This window comes from Streptomyces sp. NBC_00667 (genome assembly GCF_036226825.1).
GTDB lineage: Bacteria > Actinomycetota > Actinomycetes > Streptomycetales > Streptomycetaceae > Streptomyces.
In genome coordinates this window covers 4387450-4404765 of sequence record NZ_CP109022.1, presented here as the reverse complement: position 1 = coordinate 4404765, position 17316 = coordinate 4387450, and the positions used below count along the sequence as shown (strand labels likewise).

General features: G+C 72.6%; 18 protein-coding genes. 4 read left to right on the top strand and 14 right to left on the bottom strand.

The genetic code is table 11. From position 1 onward, the window contains the following. Positions 1-107 precede the first annotated feature (107 nt). On the top strand, positions 108-1067 hold the full coding sequence (locus tag OHA81_RS20595; RefSeq protein WP_329198008.1) for a hypothetical protein: 960 nt from the start codon (positions 108-110) through the stop codon (positions 1065-1067). Between the two features lie 251 nt (positions 1068-1318). Then, a complete protein-coding gene (locus OHA81_RS20590; RefSeq protein WP_329198006.1) occupies positions 1319-1711 on the top strand; it encodes an ATP-binding protein in 393 nt (130 codons plus the stop codon). A gap of 144 nt (positions 1712-1855) precedes the next feature. On the opposite strand, the gene dapC is transcribed toward OHA81_RS20590, so the two are convergent. Together dapC and fdxA are read right to left on the bottom strand one after the other, a co-directional pair. Continuing rightward, a complete protein-coding gene (gene dapC, locus OHA81_RS20585) occupies positions 1856-2953 on the bottom strand; it encodes a succinyldiaminopimelate transaminase (protein WP_329198004.1) in 1098 nt (365 codons plus the stop codon). Positions 2954-3123: 170 nt separating this feature from the next. After that, positions 3124-3450, bottom strand: coding sequence for a ferredoxin (fdxA, locus tag OHA81_RS20580; RefSeq protein ID WP_030291119.1), 327 nt, complete (start codon positions 3448-3450; stop codon positions 3124-3126). A gap of 117 nt (positions 3451-3567) precedes the next feature. Here fdxA and OHA81_RS20575 point away from each other — a divergent pair, with 117 nt between their 5' ends. Both OHA81_RS20575 and OHA81_RS20570 read left to right on the top strand, forming a co-directional pair. Beyond that, positions 3568-4551, top strand: coding sequence for a GNAT family N-acetyltransferase (locus OHA81_RS20575; RefSeq protein WP_329198003.1), 984 nt, complete (start codon positions 3568-3570; stop codon positions 4549-4551). After that, on the top strand, positions 4548-5339 hold the full coding sequence (locus tag OHA81_RS20570) for a transglutaminase-like domain-containing protein (protein ID WP_329198002.1): 792 nt from the start codon (positions 4548-4550) through the stop codon (positions 5337-5339). The genes OHA81_RS20575 and OHA81_RS20570 overlap by 4 nt, the downstream gene beginning before the upstream one ends. 102 nt (positions 5340-5441) lie before the next feature. On the opposite strand, the gene OHA81_RS20565 is transcribed toward OHA81_RS20570, so the two are convergent. The 12 genes from OHA81_RS20565 to OHA81_RS20510 all read right to left on the bottom strand — a co-directional run bounded on the left by OHA81_RS20565 (position 5442) and on the right by OHA81_RS20510 (position 17308). Beyond that, positions 5442-6059, bottom strand: a complete 618-nt coding sequence (locus OHA81_RS20565) for a response regulator transcription factor (RefSeq protein ID WP_329198001.1) — start codon at positions 6057-6059, stop codon at positions 5442-5444. Next, positions 6056-7207 carry a sensor histidine kinase gene (locus OHA81_RS20560; protein ID WP_329202427.1) on the bottom strand — a complete coding sequence of 384 codons (1152 nt, stop codon included), beginning with the start codon at positions 7205-7207 and terminating at the stop codon, positions 6056-6058. The genes OHA81_RS20565 and OHA81_RS20560 overlap by 4 nt, the downstream gene beginning before the upstream one ends. 41 nt (positions 7208-7248) lie before the next feature. Then, on the bottom strand, positions 7249-8001 hold the full coding sequence (locus OHA81_RS20555) for an ABC transporter permease (protein ID WP_329198000.1): 753 nt from the start codon (positions 7999-8001) through the stop codon (positions 7249-7251). Further along, positions 7998-8957: an ABC transporter ATP-binding protein gene (locus OHA81_RS20550; protein ID WP_329197998.1), complete on the bottom strand. Its 960-nt coding sequence runs from the start codon at positions 8955-8957 to the stop codon at positions 7998-8000. Before OHA81_RS20550 ends, OHA81_RS20555 begins: the two co-directional genes overlap by 4 nt. Before the next feature lie 177 nt (positions 8958-9134). Next, entirely contained in the window at positions 9135-11273 is a 2139-nt protein-coding gene (locus tag OHA81_RS20545; protein WP_443056597.1) for a hypothetical protein, read from the bottom strand. Between the two features lie 204 nt (positions 11274-11477). Beyond that, positions 11478-11861: a DUF6113 family protein gene (locus OHA81_RS20540; protein WP_329197996.1), complete on the bottom strand. Its 384-nt coding sequence runs from the start codon at positions 11859-11861 to the stop codon at positions 11478-11480. Further along, positions 11858-12763 carry an N-acetyl-1-D-myo-inositol-2-amino-2-deoxy-alpha-D-glucopyranoside deacetylase gene (mshB, locus tag OHA81_RS20535; protein ID WP_329197995.1) on the bottom strand — a complete coding sequence of 302 codons (906 nt, stop codon included), beginning with the start codon at positions 12761-12763 and terminating at the stop codon, positions 11858-11860. Before mshB ends, OHA81_RS20540 begins: the two co-directional genes overlap by 4 nt. A 23-nt stretch (positions 12764-12786) precedes the next feature. Beyond that, positions 12787-12981, bottom strand: a complete 195-nt coding sequence (locus OHA81_RS20530) for a hypothetical protein (protein WP_136213899.1) — start codon at positions 12979-12981, stop codon at positions 12787-12789. A 334-nt stretch (positions 12982-13315) separates the two neighbouring features. Next, entirely contained in the window at positions 13316-14401 is a 1086-nt protein-coding gene (locus OHA81_RS20525; protein WP_329197992.1) for an ABC transporter ATP-binding protein, read from the bottom strand. Further along, a complete protein-coding gene (locus tag OHA81_RS20520) occupies positions 14394-15377 on the bottom strand; it encodes an ABC transporter ATP-binding protein (RefSeq protein WP_329197990.1) in 984 nt (327 codons plus the stop codon). The genes OHA81_RS20525 and OHA81_RS20520 overlap by 8 nt, the downstream gene beginning before the upstream one ends. Positions 15378-15390: 13 nt before the next feature. Further along, complete coding sequence (locus OHA81_RS20515) at positions 15391-16392, bottom strand: ABC transporter permease (RefSeq protein ID WP_329197988.1); 1002 nt, start codon at positions 16390-16392, stop codon at positions 15391-15393. Continuing rightward, a complete protein-coding gene (locus OHA81_RS20510; RefSeq protein ID WP_329197986.1) occupies positions 16385-17308 on the bottom strand; it encodes an ABC transporter permease in 924 nt (307 codons plus the stop codon). The genes OHA81_RS20515 and OHA81_RS20510 overlap by 8 nt, the downstream gene beginning before the upstream one ends. Between the last annotated feature and the right edge of the window lie 8 nt (positions 17309-17316).

Here is a 17316-nt window from a genome sequence, read left to right as displayed (position 1 = left end):
GCCGACCCTAACGCCCGGGCGGTGTGGCGGCCCGGCCGGTCCGGCGGGTGGACGGGTCCGGCGAGGGCCCGGCGATCACCTCGCGCGGCTCAAGTACGGTGGGCCGCGTGTCCCCCACCGATCACTCCAGCCCGCGCCGCCGCCGACCGCTGCTCAAGGTCGCCGGCCTGCTCGTTCTGCTCGCGCTCGGCGGCTACCTCGTCGTGCAGTACGAGTCCAACGGCGGTGGTGGCGCCCCGCACTGCACGGCCGGCGCGCCCGGCGAGCAGGGCGGCAGCGGTACGTACGAGATGTCGCCGGAGCAGGCCGGGAACGCGGCGACCATAGCCGCCGTCGGCGTGGCCAAGGGCGTCCCGGACCGGGCGCTCACCATCGCACTGGCCACCGCCATGCAGGAGTCGGGCCTGCGCAACCTCGACCACGGCGACCGGGACTCGCTCGGGCTGTTCCAGCAGCGTCCCTCGCAGGGCTGGGGCACGCCGCAGGAGATCCGCGACCCGGTGTACGCGGCGGGGATCTTCTACGACCGGCTGCTGGAGGTCAGGGGCTGGGCGCAGCTGCCGCTGACGGAGGCCGCGCAGGAGGTGCAGCTCAGCGGTTTCCCGCAGGCGTACGCGAAGCACGAGCCGAACGCGACGGTCCTCACGGCGGCCTTCGCGGGCGGCGGTTCGGTCATCTGCGGCGGGCCGGCGCCCACCGAGCCCGGCCGGCCGGAGCAGGTGCGGGCGGAGCTGGTGCGGATCTTCGGCAAGCAGGTCCGGGTGGACGCCGCGGCCGCGCCCGCCCCCGCGAAGGAGGGCGCGGGCTCCCCGGAGGCCGAGATCACCGTGGCGCAGCCGCAGGGCTCCGCCGAAGCGGCGTTCCGGCGCGCGCGGGTGGTGGCGTACTGGGCGGTGGCGCACTCCGGCGACATGGGCATCGCGCGGGTCTCCTACGCCTCGCGGGGCTGGACCGCGGGCGAGGCGGAGGGCAAGTGGCAGGCGGAGCGCGTCGCGTCGCCGCGGCCCGATGCGCCGCAGCCCCGCACCGCACAAGCGGATGAGGTACGGATCTTCGTGCACCGCTGACCCCCGCTGTGAACCGCCCCCCGGCCCGGATACCGCTCGGGTGTGCGGTACGTCCCCCGCCCGGGGGTGGCCGGCGCGGGGGCGCCCGGGGCGCGAAAGGGGCGGAAGGCCTGGTCGCGCGCGTCCGATGCGGTTGTCGCGGAACCCGATTAAACGATGCGTTACCGATCCTTTACCCACCGGGTCCGCAACTTGGAACGCCCCGCAAGCGGTTGTACCGGTGTACTCAGCCGCTACCGCTTAGGAGCATCATGTCCCTCCCCCTGACCCGTCGGATCGCCCGTGCCGCGCTGCTTCTCGCAGCCGGGACAGCTCCCGTGGTCGGTGCGGCCGGCGCGGCCAGCGCCGCGGGCCTGGAGTCCGTGCCGCAGCTGGGCGCGCTCACGTCCCCCGACGCCGGTGTCGCCGCCGTCGGCGACACCGCCGCCACCGCCACGGACACCGCGGCGAAGGCCGCCCCCGCCCAGCTGACCGAGGCGGCCGGCCCGCTGCTGGCCGGTCTGCCCACCTCAGGCCTGCCCACCTCGGGCCTGCCCACCTCGAGCCTGCCCACGTCGGCCCTGCCCGCGGCGCCCACCTCGGGGCTGCCCGCCGCGCCGGAGCTGCCGCTGAACGCCGTGCCGCTGGGCGGTCTCGGCCACTGACCCGCCGCCGCGGGAACGCCGAGGGGCCGGGAGTGCGCACTCCCGGCCCCTCGGGCTGTTCCTGGGCCTGACCTGGGCGTCACCGGGGCCGGAGCCGTACCCGGGTGTGATCCGGGTGTGATCCGGGCCTGGTCCGGATCCGGACTAAGCGCCGAGCCGCTTGACCGCGGCCGCGACCCGTTCGTCGGTGGCGGTGAAGGCGACGCGGACGAAGTTCGCCCCCGCCTCGCCGTAGAAGTCGCCCGGTGCGACCAGGACGCCCCGCTCGGCGAGGTACGCCACCGTCTGCCAGCAGGGCTCGTCGCGGGTCGCCCACAGGTACAGGCTGGCCTCGCTGTGCTCGATGCGGAAGCCGTGGGCCTCCAGTGCCCCGCGCAGCGCCTCGCGGCGGGCCGCGTAACGGCCGCGCTGCTCCTGCACGTGCGCGTCGTCGCCCAGGGCGGCGACGACGGCGGCCTGGACCGGCGCGGGGGTCATCATTCCGCCGTGCTTGCGGATCTCCAGCAGCTCGCCGAGCACGTCCGCGTCACCGGCGATGAAGGCCGCGCGGTAGCCCGCCAGGTTGGACCGCTTGGACAGCGAGTGGACGGCGACGATGCCCTCGTAGGAGCCGCCGCACACCTCGTCGTGCAGGACGGAGACGGGCTCGGCCTCCCAGCCCAGCTCCAGGTAGCACTCGTCGCTGAAGACGAGGATCCCGTGCGCGCGCGCCCAGGCCACGATCCGGATCAGCTCTTCCTTCGGAAGGACCCGGCCGGTGGGGTTGGAGGGGGAGTTGAGCCACAGCAGCTTCACGCCCGCCGGGTCGAGCTCGGTCGGGTCGTCGTAGACCACCGGCTCCGCTCCGCACAGCCGGGCGCCGACCTCGTAGGTCGGGTAGGCGAGGCGGGGGTAGGCGACCTTGTCCCCGGCGCCCAGCCCCAGCTGGGTCGGCAGCCACGCCACCAGCTCCTTGGAGCCGACCACCGGCAGGACGTTGCGGTGGCCGACGGCGCTCGCGCCGAGGCGCCCGCGCAGCCAGCCCGTGATCGCGTCGCGCAGCGCGACCGTCCCCCACACCGTCGGGTAGCCCGGGGAGTCGGCGGCGCCGACGAGCGCGCCGCGGATCAGCTCCGGCACCGGGTCGACCGGGGTGCCGACCGACAGGTCGACGATGCCGTCCGCGTGGGCGGCCGCCGTCGCCTTGTACGGCTCCAGCTTGTCCCAGGGGAAGGCGGGAAGGCGGGCGGAAACTGCGGCCACGGTGCTCTCTGCTCTCTGCTCGCTACTTGTCCTGCTGCCTGCTGCCCACTGCCTGCCTGCCGTGGGCCCGCGCCAGTGGTCCGCGTACGGACCGCGGCGCGCAAACGGCTCGGTCCCGCGCGGCACGGGGCCGTACGGGACCGAAGCTCACCGCGCCGGGGCGACGGCCGTCAGTGGCCCTCGCCCATCGGCGGCAGCGCTGCGATGAAGGGGTGGTCCCGCTCGATCAGGCCGAGCTTGGAGGCGCCACCGGGCGAACCGAGCTCGTCGAAGAACTCGACGTTCGCCTTGTAGTAGTCCTTCCACTCCTCCGGGGTGTCGTCCTCGTAGAAGATGGCCTCGACCGGGCAGACCGGCTCACAGGCACCACAGTCGACGCATTCGTCCGGGTGGATGTACAAGGACCGCTGGCCCTCGTAGATGCAGTCGACGGGGCACTCTTCGATGCATGCCTTGTCCTTGACGTCGACACAAGGCTCCGCGATGACGTAGGTCACGCTCTCGTTCCTCCTCGGTAGGGCTTTCCATATCGCGCGGGAGCGCGGCGTCGTCGATGCCCACGCCTAGTATCTCCGTTCCCGGGCACGATCCGAACAGGAGGGGCGGACAGAGCTGTGGAAATCACTGCCGGTGGACTGCTGGAGATTCGTATTACCCCGGCTGACGTGGGTAAACGGGTTTCTGTGCGACGGGTGGAGGCGGACCGGAGCGGTCCCCCCTCGTTCATGGACGCGGTCGGGGTTCTCACATCCTGGACCGGGGGTGTGCTCACGATCACACGCAAGGACGGGCGGTCCGTCCACATCGCGGAATCGACGCTGGTAGCAGGCAAGATCGTCCCTCCGGCGCCCGCCCGGCGCAAGGGGCCTAGAGCGTCTTTCGAGGAGCTGGCCCGGGTCACCGCGCGGGCCTGGCAGCCCCTGGAGAGCGAGCCGCTGGGCGAGTGGACCTTGCGGGCGGCCGCCGGATTCACCCGGCGGGCCAACTCGGTGCTGGCACTGGGCGAGCCGGGGACACCGCTGGACGAAGCACTCGCGCGAGTGACCTCCTGGTACGCGCGACGCCGCCTTCCGGCGTACATACAGGCCGCGACCGGCGCGCTCGGCACCCAGGAGCGGCTGTGCGCCGAGCTGGAGCGGCGGGGCTGGGTGAACGAGGTCTCGGCGGAGGTCCGCACCGCGGCGTTGGCCCCGATCGGGGACGTGGAGGCGGCCGCGGCGTCCCGGGTGCGGCTGACCCGCGCGCCCGACGAGGAATGGCTCGGGCGGTACGGGCGGGTCAAGGACCCCGAGGTGGCCCGGAAGGTGCTGGTCGCGGGGCCCTCGGTGTGGTTCGCGACGCTACCCGGACAGGCGATCGGACGCATGGTGGTGGACGGCCGCTGGGCCGGGTTCGCGGCGGTCGAGGTCGATCCCGGTCAGCGGCGCGGGGGCCTCGCGACGGCGGTGATGACGGCGCTGGCCCGGCGGGCGCTGGAGGAGGGCGCCTCGGCGGCGTGGCTCCAAGTGGAGGCTGACAACGTGGGGGCGCGGGCCCTGTACGACGGGATGGGCTTCGCGACGCACCACGCCTACCACCACTTCCGGGCGGCGGCGTGAGCGCCGAGGGACGGGCCCGGTTCGCGGCGGAGGCCCGCTCGGAGCGGCCGGACCTGGCGCTGTTGTGCCTGCTGCTGGCGACCGAGGCGGACCCGGAGCTGGACGAACGGGCCATGGACCGGGCGCAGATCGAGCTGGACCGGCTCGCGGGGATGCTGCCGTACGGGCTGCGCGGCGGGGCGGCGTGGGCGTCTGCGGTGACGGAACTGCTGGGCGGCCGGCTCGGTTTCCACGGGACTCCGGCGGACTACGACCGGCTGTCGTCCTCGCTGCTCCACGAGGTGCTGCTGCGCCGCCGGGGCCTGCCGATCCTGCTGTCGGTCGTATGGCTGGAGGTGGCGCGGCGCGCGGGTGCGCCGGTGTACGGGCTGGGGCTGCCGGGCCACTTCGTGGTGGGTTTCGGGGACCCGGAGGAGGGGGTCGTGGTGGACCCCTTCGCGGGCGGCGCCTCGCTCGGGGTGGGTCCGGCGGAGCCGGCGGGCGGACCGCGGACGCCGGCCCGGACGCTGGACATCGTGCTGCGGATCCTGAACAACATCCGGGCATGGGCCGCCACCCGGCCCGAGCAGTCGGGGGTCGCACTGTGGGCGCTGGACCTGTCGCTGCTCCTGCCCTCGCACCCGGCGTCGCTGCGGTACGAGCGGGCCCGGGTGCTGGTGGAGCGGGGGCAGTTCGTGGCGGGCGCGGCGGAGCTGGACGCTTACGCGGAGGTGGTCGACGCCGTGGACGCGGCAGCGGCGGCCCGCGTCCGCGCGGAGGCCCTCTCGGCCCGCGCCCTGCTGAACTGACCTGCCGAACGGGCCCGCCGAACCGACCCGCTGAACGGGCCCGCTGGACGGGCCCGCTCTGCACGGAGCCGCCCGGACCGGCCTTCCGCACCCGCGGGACTGCTACAGCCAGCCCTTTTCGCGGGCCACGCGGACGGCTTCGGCACGGTTGCGGGCGGCCAGCTTCTGGATCGCCGTCGAGAGGTAGTTGCGGACGGTTCCCTGCGACAGGTGCAGCCGGGCCGCGAGCTCCGCGTTGGTCGCGCCGAACTCCGCCGCGCGCAGCACCTCCCGCTCGCGGTCGGTCAGCGGGTTCGCCCCCTCGGCGAGGGCTGCCGCCGCCAACGTCGGGTCGATGACGCGCTCGCCCGTGAGGACCTTGCGCACCGCCTCCGCCAACTGTGCGGCCGGGGCGTCCTTCACGAGGAACGCCGACGCCCCCGCCTCCATCGCCCCACGAAGGTAGCCGGGGCGGCCGAAGGTGGTCAGGATGACGATCCGCAGGGCCGGCAGGGCGTCCCGCAGGGCCGCCGCCGCCTCGATGCCCGTCATGCCCGGCATCTCGATGTCGAGCAGCGCCACGTTCACGTCGTGCGCGCGGGCCGCCGCCAACACCTCGTCGCCGCGGGCGACTTGGGCCAGCACCTCGATGTCCGGCTCCAGGCCGAGCAGCGCGGCGAGGGCCTCACGGACCATGGACTGGTCCTCGGCGAGGAGGATCCGGATGGGCCGTGGCGTCATGAGTCAGATCCTAGGGGGACGCGGGCCAGCAACCGGAAGCCGGTCCTGCCCACCGGGCCCGCCTCCAGGGTGCCGCCCACCGCCTCCAGGCGCTCCGTCAGGCCGGTCAGGCCGTTGCCGTGGGTTGCCGCACCGCCCGCCCCGTCGTCGAAGACGGTCAGTTCGACCATCTTGCCGGCGAGGGTCTGACGGGCGGCGAGGGTGATCGTGCAGCGTTTGGCGCCGCTGTGGCGTACCGCGTTCGTCACCGCCTCGCGCAGCGACCACGCGAGCGCCGATTCGACCTCCTGCGGGAGGTCCTCCGGGACCTCTTGGGGAAGGTCGGCGAGGACGCCCGCCGCGGTCAGGGCGGTTCGTGCGCCGGCCAGTTCGCCCGGCAGGGTCGGCCGCCGGTAGCCGCTCACCGCTTCCCGTACGTCGACCAGCGCCTGGCGGCTGACCTGCTCGATGTCCGCCACCTGCTGGGCGGCGAGCTCCGGGCGGTCCGGAAGCATCCGGCCCGCCAGTTCGCTCTTGAGCGTGATCAGCGACAGCGAGTGCCCGAGCAGGTCGTGCAGGTCCCGGGCCATCCGCAGCCGTTCCTCGTTGGCCGCGAGCTGCGCCACGGTCGCCCGGGCCTCGCGCAGTTCGATGGTGGTACGGATCATCGCGCGGATGCCGACCATCGCGTAGCCGCCCATCACCGCCGGGATCAGCAGGCCGGCCAGGTAGGCGTCGCCGCCCGGCACCGCGAGGGCCGTCACCGTCAGCAGCGCGGTCGCGCCCGGCACCGTCCAGCGGGAGATTCCCCCCGGCAGCGCGGCGCCGGAGGAGATGGAGACGTAGACGAAGAGGACGAGCCATTCGCGGCCCAGGCTCAGGGACAGGACGGTCGCCTGGGCGGAGAGGGCCGCGACCGAGATCAGCAGCCAGCGCACCTGGCTTTCCCGGGCGGTGCGGAAGACCAGGGCCAGGTACCAGGAGACGAAGGCCGCGAGGCCCAGGCCGCCGAGCAGCCGGGCCTGCAGGCTGTGTCCGCCGCTGACCAGATCGGCTACGGGGGCGCTGAGGTAGAACAGCCACAGGCTGATCCACATCGACTTGACGATCTTGTGGCGCCGGGTCTCGGGGCGCACGCCCACCCTGGGTCCGTCGCCTCCCCCCGTCATGCTGTCGTTCATGAATCTGGCCGCTCTGGTCACTTGCGTCGTCACGCCTTCAACGAGTCCTTCCGGTACAGCCAGGCGGCAGCACCCGTGAACAGTACGAAGTAGACCGCGAGTATCGCCACGTCCTTCATGTGGGGCGCGCCACCCAGTTCTATCGCCTGTCCGAGGCCGGCGTAGGCGTGGGTCGGCAGCCACTCGCAGATGTTGCGGAGCCACTGCGGGAAGGCCGCGGTGGGCGTCCACAGGCCGCCGAGGATGGAGAGGCCGAAGTAGAACAGCATGGTGATGGGGCGGACGGTGTCCCCGCTGGCCAAGTAGCCGAGGGCCACGCCGAGGGCGGCGAAGACGAGGCTGCCGGCCCAGATGGAGCCCGTCAGGGCGAGCCACTGCCAGGCCTCGAACCGTACGCCCTTGACCAGTGCGGCCACCGCGAAGACGACGAGGATCGCGGGCAGGGACAGCACACCGGCGCTGGCGGTCTTGGCCAGGACGTAGCCGCGGCCCGGCAGGGAGGTCAGGCGCAGCTGGCGGACCCAGCCCGCCTCACGCTCCTTGGCTATTCGCTCGCTGTTGCCCATGAGGACGGCGGTCAGGGCGCCGAAGGAGGCCATGGCGACCATGTAGAAGGCGGGCATGGCCAGGTCCGTGCCCATGACCTTGGTCGTGCCGTTCAGGGTGCCGCCGAGCATCAGGAAGAGCGCGGCCGGATAGAGGACGGTGAAGAACAGGTACTTCTTGTTGCGCAGGGCGCGGGTGACTTCGAGCTTGACGAGCTTGAGCGTTCCGGTGGTCATGATGCGTTGGCCTCCTCGGCCTCGGTGAGGGCGATGAAGGCCTGTTCCAGGCCCAGCCCGGCGACTTCCAGGTTCCGGGGGTAGAGCCCCAGGGCGTAGACCGCGTGTACGGTCGCGTCGGCGTCACGCGACTGGAGCTTCACGGTTTCGCCGTGCCGCTCGTAGGAGGTGAGGTGCGGCAGGGCGCGCAGCGCCTGCTCGTCGACCTGGCCGTCCGCGAGGTCGAAGGCGATCCGGCGGGCGCCGGCCTTGGCCTTGATCTCGGCGGCGGTGCCGTCGGCGAGGAGCCGGCCCTTGCTGAGGACCAGGACGCGGTCGGCTATCGCGTCCGCCTCTTCCAGGTAGTGCGTGGCGAAGAGGACGGTACGGCCCCGGGCGGCCTGTTCCCGCATGGTGGCCCAGAAGGCCTGGCGGGAGGTGACGTCCATGCCGGTCGTCGGTTCGTCCAGCACGATCAGCTCGTTGTCCCCGGCGGTGGCGAGCGCGAAGCGCACGCGCTGCTCCTGCCCGCCGGAGAGCTTGTTGACGAGCCGGCCCGCGATGTCGGAGATCCCGGCGCGGCTGAGCACCTCTTCGACCGGGTACGGGCGGGGGTGGAGCGCACAGGTGAGGGCGACTATCTCGCGGACGGTCACTTCCTCCATCAGACCGCCGGTCTGGAGCATGGCCCCGACCCGCCCGGCGGCTATCGCCTCGCGGGGCGAGCTCCCGAAGAGCCGGACCGAACCGGCGTCGGCGGGGCGCAGACCCAGCAGGAGGTCGAGGGTGGAGGACTTGCCGGCGCCGTTGGGGCCGAGGAGCGCGACGGTCTCGCCCGGGTGGAGGTCGAGGGACAGGCCGTCGACCGCACGGACGGCGCCGTAGGCCTTGGTCACGTTCTGGAAGCTCACCACAGGAGCGGTGGTGGCTCCGGGGCCCGGGGCGGCGGCTGTTTGCGTCGCGGTCGTCGTCTTCATGGCTCAAGATTCGCCCGCCACGGGGGTTCCGCGTCAGTGTCTCCCGTCGTGACTGCCGCATGACAGTTGTCATGCGGCAGATGTGACGGTGCGCCGGGCCCAAGCCGAAGCCCCCGCCGCCCCTCTCGCACGAGAGGGATGACAGGGGCTCTGACCTGCGGTTCCAGCAGCCTGTGATCAGTTGGCGTCCGTGTCGATGACCGCGGTCCGCTCCGCGGGCGTCTTGCCGCGCAGGGCCTTGCCGAGGGCGCCCGCGACGTCCTGCGGGGTGACGGCGGTCTTCGCTCCGGTGCCCCTGGCGATCAGGATCCCGTCGAAGGTGTCGCTGTAGGCGGCCTTCAACGCTTCGAGGTCGTACTTCTCGACGAGGTGCCCCTGGACGGGGGACATGCTGAGGATCTTGGGCAGCGTCTTGGCGCCGAACGCGATGGACTTGTTGCCCGCCTTGACCGTGGCGATGCCGGACATCGCGGGTTCCGCGAACTCCTTCATGGCACGGTTCAGTTCGGCCTGGTCGACGGAGGGTTCCCGGGTGGCGGTGGGCAGTTCGACGGGGGTGGCCTTGCCGCTGGCGATGGTGTTGCGGAAGGCCTTGACCACCGGGTCGATGGAACCGTCGACGTCCAGGCTGGTACCCGCCTGGCCGGGGACGGCGACGGCCTTGCCGCTGTCGAACTTGATCGTGCCCTCGGTCGCCGTGCCGGCGCTGCCCGCCAGTTGCTGGAGCGCGACCCGCAGCTTCTCCTCGTCCACCGGCATCACCGCTTCGGCGGTGCGCGACCGGCCGAGGAGGGAGCCGATGACGGTGACGGGGTTGTAGTCGCTGCCCGTGGCGTTGCGGACGGTGGTCTGGGTGTCGAGGGTCAGCCCGGCCTTGTCGGGCTTGAGCTCGACCTGCTTGCCGCCGACCGTGAACTGGAGCGGGGCGGAGGCGCGGGTACCGAAGACGGCCTGGAGCCTGGTCACGGCCTCGTCGCGGCTGCCGCTGATGTCGACGCCGAGGACGGTCGTGCCCTTGGGGACGTCGGAGTGGTTCAGGAGCAGCCCGGCGCCGTAGGCCACGCCGAGCAGGGCGATGAGGCCGCCGCCGGCCATGACGAGCTTGGAGCGCTTCTTGGCGGGCTTCGCGGGGGCCTTGGGGGCCGGCCGGGCCTGCTTGGGCGGCTGCGGGGCCGCCGTGGGCACGACCGGTCCGGGCCCGGGGCCACCGGGGAACGGGCTGCCGGGCAGCGGACCGGGCCCCTCGGCCCGCGGGCCGGGGAACGGGTCCCCGGGCACCGTGCCACCGGGCCTCGGGCCGGCGGCGAAGGGGTCCGCGGCGAACGGGTCCCCGGCGAAGGGGTCCCCGGGCACCGGGCCGTCCTGCCGCGGGCCGCCCGGGAACGGGCCACCCGCCGGCGGGGCCTCCGGCCCGGGCCAGCGCGGCGCGTCGTCGGCGCGTACGGGGGCGGTCCCGAACGCGGGGCCGGTGGTCGGCCCGGCGGGCCCGGCCTGCGGCGCGGGCTCCTCGTAGGCGGGGAACGCCTCGGTGGACGGACCGTTGTCGAACTCGGGGTAGGCCTGGGGCACTCCCGGGGCGGGCGGACCGGGCGGGAACCCCCGGTCGGAGCCGAAGCCGGACGCGGGACCCTGCGGCCGCGGCACGCCGCCGCTGCGGGGCCCGTCGGGCGCGGCGGACCCCGCCGGACCGGACTGCCCCGTCGGCGCGCCGCCCGCAGCCGGGGCGTAGCCCGCGCCGCCCGGCGTCGGACCGGACTCGGTCCGTACGCCCGCCGGCGGGGTCGCGGCGGCCTTGCGCGGCGCGAACCAGTTGCTGGACGCCTCGTCCGAGCCGCCCTGGGCCTGCGCCCGGCCGGACTGGGAGGCCGAGGGGGTGCGCGTGGGCAGCGGCGCGGGCGGCGACTGCGCCCCGGCCCCCGCCCCGGCCTTCGGACCGGTCCCCGAACCGGCGGACGGCGCCGGCGCCGGGCCGGGCGCCTGACCGGCCGCGTCCTCGGGCGCGCCGGACCGCGACTGCGCGGACCCCTCGGCGTCCTTCACCGGCTTGCGCACGACGACGGGCGGGATCGGCCGGGACCCGGGGATGTTGATCCGGATCCGGGTCGTCAGGGTGGTCTCGGTCTTCGGCCCGTCGGAGTCGGGCGTGGACGGCTTCGAAGTCACAGGGTTCTCCTCCGTGGCGGTCGCCGCGCCAGGCCCGGGTGGCTCGGTCGTGGACGGATTCCGGCCGGTTCCATACGGCGGCGTGCCCGAGGGGTAGGCGGCTCCACCGTGCCCTTGGGGCCCGGGGGACGAACTGTCAGTTTCACGACTCAAGGCAGGTTCTCCCGGTTGGCTCCGCCGCCCGTCAACCTTGCGCGGGCAGCTCGGCGGCCCGTCCACCATACTGGCCGCCGCGCACGCGCAACTGTCCGTCGGGAATCAGGGATTCCTCTTGGGCTCCGCAGGGTCACCCTTACACGGACCGTCAAACCGCCTCAAGCCGTCCCCGATCAGAGCCCGGCCGCGTCCGACAGCACGTCAGCGCCGGGGCCGCGCGGCCGAAACCGGCCGGTCCGGGCCGCCCTTCATCGTGGCGCAGATCACAGCGGCGACGACCCCGCCCAAAAGGTAGACGTACAGGCCGATTCCGGACGAACCGAGCAGGAAGTCCCCTTCGGGGCGCGGCAGGCTGAGCAGTACGTACGCCAGGAACCAGCCGACCGCGGCCGCGCCCACCCCGAGCCCGGTCCCGGTCGCGAGCCGGCCGGCGAGGAAGACCCCGAAGAGGGCGAGCAGTGCCAGCAGCAGCCCGCCGGGGAACCAGAGGTCGACCACGAGCCATCCGGCCGCGCCCGTCACCGCCCCGGCGACGAGCAGGCCGAGGAGGGCGGCGATCCGCCCGGGGGTCAGCGTCCCGGTCATGCCGGCACCCCCGCGAACAGGTCGCGCTCCCGCTCGCCTTCCGGGGCGCCCGGCTCCCCCGCGACGAGTTCGTAGTACTCGCGGGCGAAGAGCGGCTGGGCCAAGTCGTTCGACAGGGCGAAGAAGGGCTCGTCCACGGCGATCTGCGTGGCGTGCGCCCGCATCGCGGCGGCCTTGGCCCGCACGAAGGCGTCCCGGCCGTCCTCGTCGCCGATCTCGGCGGTGATCCGCTCGTCCGGGACGACGCCCGGCACGTCCTGCGGGGACGCGACGCCGGGGAAGGGCACCGCCGCACCGGCCGCGCGGAGCCGCTCGAAGCCCTCCTCGACCACGGACCGCGGCACCCGGTTCCAGTAGACCTTGCGGATCTCGTACGGATCCCCGAGGTCACGCCGGTAGGTGGTCTCCGCCGCGAGTTCGGCGGCGCGCGTGGCGACCCGGTGCGCCTGGATGTGGTCCGGGTGGCCGTATCCGCCGTCGGGGTCGTAGGTGACCAGCACCTGCGGCCGCAGCTCGCGGATGACCTCCACGAGGTACGCGGCGGCCTCGTCCACTTCGGCTGACCAGAAGGCTCCGGGCCGGTGGTTCTGCTCGGCGCCCATCATCCCGGAGTCCCGGAAGCGGCCCGGGCCGCCGAGGAACCGGTGGTCGGTGACGCCCAGTTCCTTCATGGCGGCGGCGAGCTCGCCGACCCGGTGCGCGCCGAGGGTGTCGTCGCGGTCGGGGGCCAGGTGGGCGAGGCCGGGCGGGATGACCTCGCCCTCCTCGCCGAGCGTGCAGGTCACCAACGCGACGTGGGCGCCCTCGGCCGCGTACTTGGCCATGGTGACGCCGTTGTTGATCGACTCGTCGTCCGGGTGCGCGTGCACGAGGAGCAGACGACGGGCGGGAAGACCGTTCATGGGGTCAGCCTACGAGCTGGGCCCTACAGCTTGAGGCCACTGATCATGCTCGCCACGTTGGACGTCAGCTGGCTGAGGGTGGGCGCGATGGTCGAACTCGCCAGATAGAAGCCGAGGAGCACACAGACGAAGGCGTGTCCCGCCTTCAGCCCCGACTTCCGCACCAGCAGGAAGACGACGATCGCCAGCAGCACCACGGCCGAGATCGAGAGTGCCACGGCGTTTCACCTCCACGTCGAGCGGACATCGGGTACGTACTCGTGCACGGCGGACTCATACCCACCGTGCGCTACGGATCATAACTATCCGTACCAGCGCATCGATCGAATTCCGGCAGCACGAAGGGCGCACGCCGCGCACGAGCAGGGGCACGGGGAGCCCGGCCGGACAGGCAGTACGCCCACCCGGCCGGCCGTCCGGACCCCCACGGCCACACGCGCACCAGCCTGCCGGGCAGGTGCATCGGGACAGACTCGGTCAAGTCGCCGCGAAGTAAACGGAGTTGCGGCAACCGCAGAGATATTCGGACGTACGCTCGGGGGTGGCCGGAAATCATCGGTCCTCCGGGGGCCGTTCCCCCTCCGCGAGCCCCTTCGGCGGCGGGGCGGGCGGCGGAGCCGTCACCGGCACCACCCGTTTCTCCGCCGCGAAGTGACAGGCGGACGGGTGCGCCCTCGGCCCGGACGGGAACCACTCGGGCACCGCGAGCGGCGGCACCTCCACCGCGCACCGCTCCTGGGCCTTCCAGCAGCGCGTACGGAAGCGGCACCCCGACGGCGGGTTGGCGGGGGACGGGACGTCGCCGGCCAGGATGATCCGCTCGCGCACCGCCCGGGCGCGCGGGTCGGGCACGGGGACGGCCGAGAGCAGCGCCTGCGTGTAGGGGTGGGTGGGGTGCTCGTAGATCTCGGTGTCGGTGCCGATCTCCACGATGCGGCCCAGGTACATGACGCCGACGCGGTCGGAGATGTGCCGCACGATCGAGAGGTCGTGCGCGATGAACACGTAGGACAGGCTGAACTCGTCCTGGAGGCGCTCCAGCAGGTTGACGACCTGCGCCTGGACCGAGACGTCGAGGGCGGAGACGGGCTCGTCCGCGACGATGACCTCCGGGCGCAGGGCCAGGCCGCGGGCGATGCCGATGCGCTGGCGCTGGCCGCCGGAGAACTGGTGCGGGTACCGGTTGATGTACTCCGGGTTCAGCCCGACCACGTCGAGGAGTTCCTGCACCTTGCGGCGCCGGTCGCCCTTGGGGGCCACCTCGGGGTGGATCTCGTACGGCTCGCCGATGATGTCGCCGACCGTCATGCGCGGGTTCAGCGAGGTGTACGGATCCTGGAACACCATCTGGATGTTGCGGCGCACGGCCTTGAGGGCCCGGGCCGAGAGCCGGGTGATGTCCTCGCCCTTGTACGAGATCGTGCCGGCCGTCGGCCGCTCCAGGTTGACCAGCATCTTGGCGACGGTGGACTTGCCGCAGCCCGATTCGCCGACGATGCCGAGGGTCTCGCCCCGGTGCAGGTCGAAGGAGACGCCGTCCACCGCCCTGACCGCGCCGATCTGCCGCTTGAAGAGGATGCCCTGGGTCAGCGGGTAGTGCTTGACCAGCTCCTTCACCTCCAGGATCGGCTCAGGCATGCAGGCATTCCTTCCAGAAGTGGCAGGCGGTGGTGCGCGGTACGGGCGACTCGGTCACCTCGTACAGCGGCGGGACGTCGGTGCGGCAGACGGGCTGCGCCATGGGGCAGCGCGGGTTGAAGGCGCAGCCGGGCGGGATGTGCAGCAGGTTGGGCGGCAGCCCCTTGATGGCGTAGAGCTCCTGGCCCTTCTGGTCCAGGCGCGGGATCGAGTCCAGCAGACCCCGGGTGTACGGATGGGCGGGTGCGGCGTAGATCTCGTGCACGGGGGCCGATTCGACGATCCGGCCGGCGTACATGACGGCGATCTTGTCGGCGACGTCCGCGACGACGCCGAGGTCGTGGGTGATCAGGATCAGCCCCATGTTCAGTTCGCGCTGGAGCTCCGCGAGCAGGTCCATGACCTGGGCCTGGACCGTGACGTCCAGGGCGGTGGTGGGCTCGTCGGCGATGATCAGCGCGGGTTCCAGGGCCAGCGCCATGGCGATCATGATGCGCTGGCGCATGCCGCCGGAGAACTGGTGCGGGTAGTCCCCCACGCGCTGCCTGGCCGCCGGGATCTTCACCCGGTCCATCAGCTCGACCGCCTTGGCCCTGGCGGCCTTGCGGGAGAGGCCGCGGTGGACCTCGTACATCTCGCCGAGCTGGGCGCCGACGCTCAGGACGGGGTTCAGGGAGGAGAGGGCGTCCTGGAAGATCATGGCCATTTCGTTCCCGCGGATCTTGCGGCGCTCTTCCTCCCGCATCCCGAGCAGGTCCTTGCCCTGGAACAGGATCTCGCCGCCCGCGATCCGGCCCGGCGGCACTTCGAGGATCCCCATCACGGCCTGCGCGGTCACCGACTTCCCGGAGCCGGACTCGCCGAGCACGGCGAGGGTCTCGCCCGCGTCCACCGAGTAGTCGACGCCGTTGACGGCCTTGGCGACCCCGTCGCGGGTCGTGAACTCCACGTGCAGGTCGCGCACTTCGAGCAGCATGGGCGGGGGCTCCTCAGCGCAGCTTGGGGTCGAGGGCGTCGCGCACCGCGTCGCCGAGCATGATGAAGGCCAGCACGGTCAGGCTCAGCGCTCCCGCCGGGTAGAGGAGCATGTGCGGGGCGTTGCGGATCTGCGGGGCGGCGTTGGAGATGTCGATGCCCCAGGAGACGGTCGGCGGCCGCAGGCCCACCCCGAGGAACGACAGGGTGGCCTCCAGGGCGATGTAGGTGCCCAGGGCGATGGTGGCGACGACGATGACGGGGGCGACGGCGTTCGGCGCGACGTGCCGCAGCAGCATCCGCGTGTTTCCGGCGCCGAGGGCCCGGGCGGCCTGCACGTAGTCGTTCTGCTTGGCGGTGATCACCGATCCGCGGGCGATGCGGGCGAGCTGGGGCCAGCCGAGCAGCACGATGAATCCGACGACGGGCCACACGGTGGTGCTGGTGACGACGGACAGGAAGACCAGCCCGCCGAGGACGACGGGGATGCCGAAGAAGATGTCGGCGGTCCGGGAGAGCAGGGCGTCGCCCCAGCTGCCGAAGAACCCGGCCAGGCCGCCGAGCGCCGAGCCGAGCAGCGCGGCGCCGAGGGTGGCGCAGACGCCGACGGTGATGGAGGCGCGGGCCCCGTAGACGGTACGGGTGTACACGTCGCAGCCCTGGGTGTCGTAGCCGAAGGGGTGGCCGGGTGCGGGGCCCTGCTGGGACTTAGACAGCTCGCAGTGCAGCGGGTCGCCGCTCGCGATGAGCTGCGGCCAGATGGCGATGACGACGAGGAAGAGGATCAGCAGCGCGGAGACGACGAAGACGGGGTTGCGGCGCAGTTGGTGCCAGGCGTCGGACCACAGGGAGCGGGCCGGCTGCTGCGGGCCGCTCCCGGAGCCGGTACTGCCGTCCCCCAGCGGCTTCTCCAGGCTTTCGCCCTCTTCCAGGGCCAGGTCCATGGCGCCTCCCTGCCCCGTCGGCGCGATGGCTTCGTTGTCACCGGGCTGGAGCGGGTCGTAGTGCTCAGGCATAACGGATCCTCGGGTCCAGGACCGCGTAGAGCAGGTCGACGAGCAGGTTCGCGAGCAGGAAGACGATGACGAGGATCGTCACGAAGCCGACCACGGTCGGGGAGTTGTTGCGCAGGATGCCCTGGTACAGCTGGTAGCCGACGCCGTGGATGTTGAAGATCCGCTCGGTGACGATGGCGCCGCCCATCAGGGCGCCGATGTCGGTGCCGATGAAGGTGACGACGGGGATGAGCGAGTTGCGCAGCAGGTGCCGGGTGATGACGCGCCTGCGCGGGAGGCCCTTGGCGACGGCGGTGCGGACGTAGTCGGCCTTGACGTTCTCGGCGATGGAGGTGCGCGAGAGCCGGGTGACGTAGGCGAGGGAGACGAGCGCGAGGACGACGCCGGGCAGGAGCAGCTCGCCGAAGGGGGCGTCGGCGGAGACGGTGGGCCGGACCCAGCCCCATTCGACGCCGAAGAGGTACTGGAGGAGGTAGCCCGTCACGAAGGTGGGCACGGAGATGACGACCAGCGTGAGCACCAGCAGGCTCGTGTCGACCGCCTTGCCCCGGCGCAGCCCGCTGACCACGCCCAGCGTGATCCCGACGACGATCTCGATGACGATGGCGACCATGGTCAGGCGCAGGGTGACGGGGAAGGCCGTGGCCATCAGCTCGGTGACCTCCTGACCGTTGAAGGCGGTGCCGAAGTCGCCCTGGAAGATCTGCCCCATGTAGTGGAGGTACTGCTTCCACAGGGGTTGGTCGAGGAAGAGGTCCTTGCGGATGCGGGCCGCGGTGGCGGGGTCGGGCGCCTTGTCGCCGAAGAGGGCCGCGACGGGGTCACCGAGCGCGTACACCATGAAGAAGATCAGGAACGTGCTGCCGATGAACACCGGGATCATCTGGAGCAGCCGCCGGATCACATAACGTCCCATGGACTGCT

Excerpts from the sequence above, each read along its gene's own strand:
- OHA81_RS20510 (WP_329197986.1), bottom strand. The coding sequence starts at position 17,308 with ATGGGACGTTATGTGATCCGGCGGCTGCTCCAGATGATCCCGGTGTTC.
- OHA81_RS20560 (WP_329202427.1), bottom strand. The coding sequence starts at position 7,207 with ATGACGGGGGGAGGCGACGGACCCAGGGTGGGCGTGCGCCCCGAGACC.
- mshB (WP_329197995.1), bottom strand. The coding sequence starts at position 12,763 with ATGAACGGTCTTCCCGCCCGTCGTCTGCTCCTCGTGCACGCGCACCCG.
- OHA81_RS20565 (WP_329198001.1), bottom strand. The coding sequence starts at position 6,059 with ATGACGCCACGGCCCATCCGGATCCTCCTCGCCGAGGACCAGTCCATG.
- OHA81_RS20515 (WP_329197988.1), bottom strand. The coding sequence starts at position 16,392 with ATGCCTGAGCACTACGACCCGCTCCAGCCCGGTGACAACGAAGCCATC.
- OHA81_RS20550 (WP_329197998.1), bottom strand. The coding sequence starts at position 8,957 with ATGAAGACGACGACCGCGACGCAAACAGCCGCCGCCCCGGGCCCCGGA.
- OHA81_RS20590 (WP_329198006.1), top strand. The coding sequence starts at position 1,319 with ATGTCCCTCCCCCTGACCCGTCGGATCGCCCGTGCCGCGCTGCTTCTC.
- OHA81_RS20520 (WP_329197990.1), bottom strand. The coding sequence starts at position 15,377 with ATGCTGCTCGAAGTGCGCGACCTGCACGTGGAGTTCACGACCCGCGAC.
- OHA81_RS20555 (WP_329198000.1), bottom strand. The coding sequence starts at position 8,001 with ATGACCACCGGAACGCTCAAGCTCGTCAAGCTCGAAGTCACCCGCGCC.
- OHA81_RS20525 (WP_329197992.1), bottom strand. The coding sequence starts at position 14,401 with ATGCCTGAGCCGATCCTGGAGGTGAAGGAGCTGGTCAAGCACTACCCG.
- OHA81_RS20540 (WP_329197996.1), bottom strand. The coding sequence starts at position 11,861 with ATGACCGGGACGCTGACCCCCGGGCGGATCGCCGCCCTCCTCGGCCTG.